Source organism: Streptomyces sp. 13-12-16, assembly GCF_002114215.1.
Classification (GTDB): Bacteria; Actinomycetota; Actinomycetes; order Streptomycetales; family Streptomycetaceae; genus Streptomyces.
Genome location: NZ_NCTE01000101.1, coordinates 1 through 2,138, shown reverse-complemented (window position 1 = coordinate 2,138; position 2,138 = coordinate 1). Strand labels below are relative to the sequence as shown.

1 protein-coding gene is annotated in these 2,138 nt (G+C 74.0%); it reads right to left on the bottom strand.

The window, feature by feature from the left end; all coding sequences use genetic code 11:
* Positions 1–13: 13 nt before the first annotated feature.
* Positions 14–2,119, bottom strand: coding sequence for a bifunctional diguanylate cyclase/phosphodiesterase (locus tag B7767_RS05090; RefSeq protein ID WP_085571058.1), 2,106 nt, complete (start codon positions 2,117–2,119; stop codon positions 14–16).
* Positions 2,120–2,138 lie beyond the last annotated feature (19 nt).

The following is a 2,138-nucleotide window of genomic DNA, read 5'->3' as shown; positions in this document are numbered from 1 at the left end:
CGCCCGGCGCGGGCTATTCGTCGGCCGTGGTCGTCGCGGCCGGGAGCGCGGCGGCCGGGCGCTGCCAGCCGCGGGAGCCTCGGGCGAGGAGCCAGGCCGTGGTCTCGTCCGGCGGCATCGCCGCCGCCACCAGCCAGCCCTGCACCGCGTCACAGCGAAGATCGCGCAACCGCTCCCACGTCTCGTCGTCCTCCACCCCCTCCGCGACGACGAGCAGCCCCAGCGAATGCGCCAGATCGACCGTGCAGCGCACGATCTCCGCGTCCTCCGCGTCCACGGCCAGCCGGGCCACGAACGACCGGTCGATCTTCAGCTCACTCACCGGCAGCCGCCGCAGATGCACCAACGACGAGTACCCCGTACCGAAGTCGTCCAGCGACATCTTCACCCCGTGCCCGGTCAACGCGTTCAACGTGTCGGCCGCACGCTGCGGGTCCTCCAGCAGCACATGCTCGGTGATCTCCAGCTGCAGCGCCCCCGCCGGCACCCCGTGCCGGGCCAGCCGCGCCGCCACGGAGCCCGCGAAACCGGCCGTATGGACGTCGCGCGGAGACACGTTCACGGCGACCGGCACGAACAACCCCTGGGCCCGCCACCGCGCGACCTGCCCCAGCGCGGTCTCCAGCACGTACTCGGTGAGGTGCGGCATCAGCCCGGACGACTCGGCGATCGCTATGAACTCGTCCGGCGGCACCCTCCCCCGCTCCGGATGCACCCACCGCACCAGCGCCTCGAGCCCCGCGACCTGCCCGTCGAAGCGCACCTTCGGCTGGTAGTGGAGCTCGACCTCCCGGGCGTCCAGCGCCCGCCGCAGATCCCCCAGCAGCCCCAGCCGGTCAGGGGTGTTGGAGTCCCGCTTGGACTCGTACGCCTCGACCCCCGTACGGTCCCGCTTGGCCTGATACATCGCCACGTCCGCCCGCCGCAGCAGCCCCTCCGCGTCGTCCGCGTGGTCGGGAAAGACGGCGACCCCCGCACTCGCCTCCAGGACGAGGGTGAGCCCGTCGAGGTCGAGCGGGGAGCTGAGGGCGCCCACGAGGGAGCGGGCGACGCGGGTGGCGGCCGTCGTGGAGTCGGCGACGGGCAGTAAGACGGCGAACTCGTCACCGCCGAGCCGCGCGGCCTCCGCCCCGCGCGGCAGGGCGAGTCTGAGCCGGTCGGCTATCTGCAGCAGCAGCCGGTCACCGGCGAGGTGCCCGAGGGTGTCGTTGACCGACCGGAACCGGTCCAGGTCGATCAGCATGAGCGCGGCGCGGGCGCCGATCCGCTCCGCGTCGTCCAGCGCGGTCCAGATGCGCTCCAGCAGCCACTGCCGGTTCGGCAGTCCGGTCAGCGGATCGCGCAGCTGCTCCTCGGCCCGCGCGCGGGCTATCCACAGCGTGGAGTCGAGGGCGATCAGCGGAATGGAGAACAGGGGCAGCAGCACCGGTTCGGCAGCGGCGACCACACACACCAGCGGCGCTATGCCGAGCAGGGCGACGGCGACCAGCCCCTGCCGGACCAGCGCGGTACGGGCCACGGTGGGCAGCCCCGCGCGGGGGGTGTGCAGGTACCACAGCAGACCGCGGGTGACCGCGAGATAGACCGCGGCGACCAGCACCACCCCCGGGGCGGTGTACGGCGTCCAGGTGTCCGGGGTCGACGGCGACTCGACGGACGGCACGGAGCCGAACGCGGCCAGCACCAGCGCACCGGCGCCGATGCCGAGCAGGTCCACCGCACCGTGCAGCACGCCCTGCCGCCAGCGGCCCCGCCGGGCTATGCCGACCAGCACGACGACGGTGAGGCTGACCATCCCGGCCGGGACCCAGCCGTACGACAGCAGCACCGCGAGAGTGAGGGCGGCGCCGGAACCCGTGCCGCCCCACCACCGGGAACGGCCCAGCATCACCAGATGACCGACGATGATCCCGGTCAGCACCGCCAGCGACCAGCCGACGGTGCCGGACGGGAAGAGCGCGTGCCCTCCGGTGAACGCCCGCAGGAAGCCGGCGCCCAGCACGAACCCGGCCGCGGCGACGACGGCCGTGGGCAACGCGGGCCAGGACGGGTGCCGTTCCGCGTCCGCCTCGGACAACTCGGCCAGCCCGGGGCCGTGCCCGGCGGCCTGCTGCCCGATGCCGCGCGTGCCCGCCCCG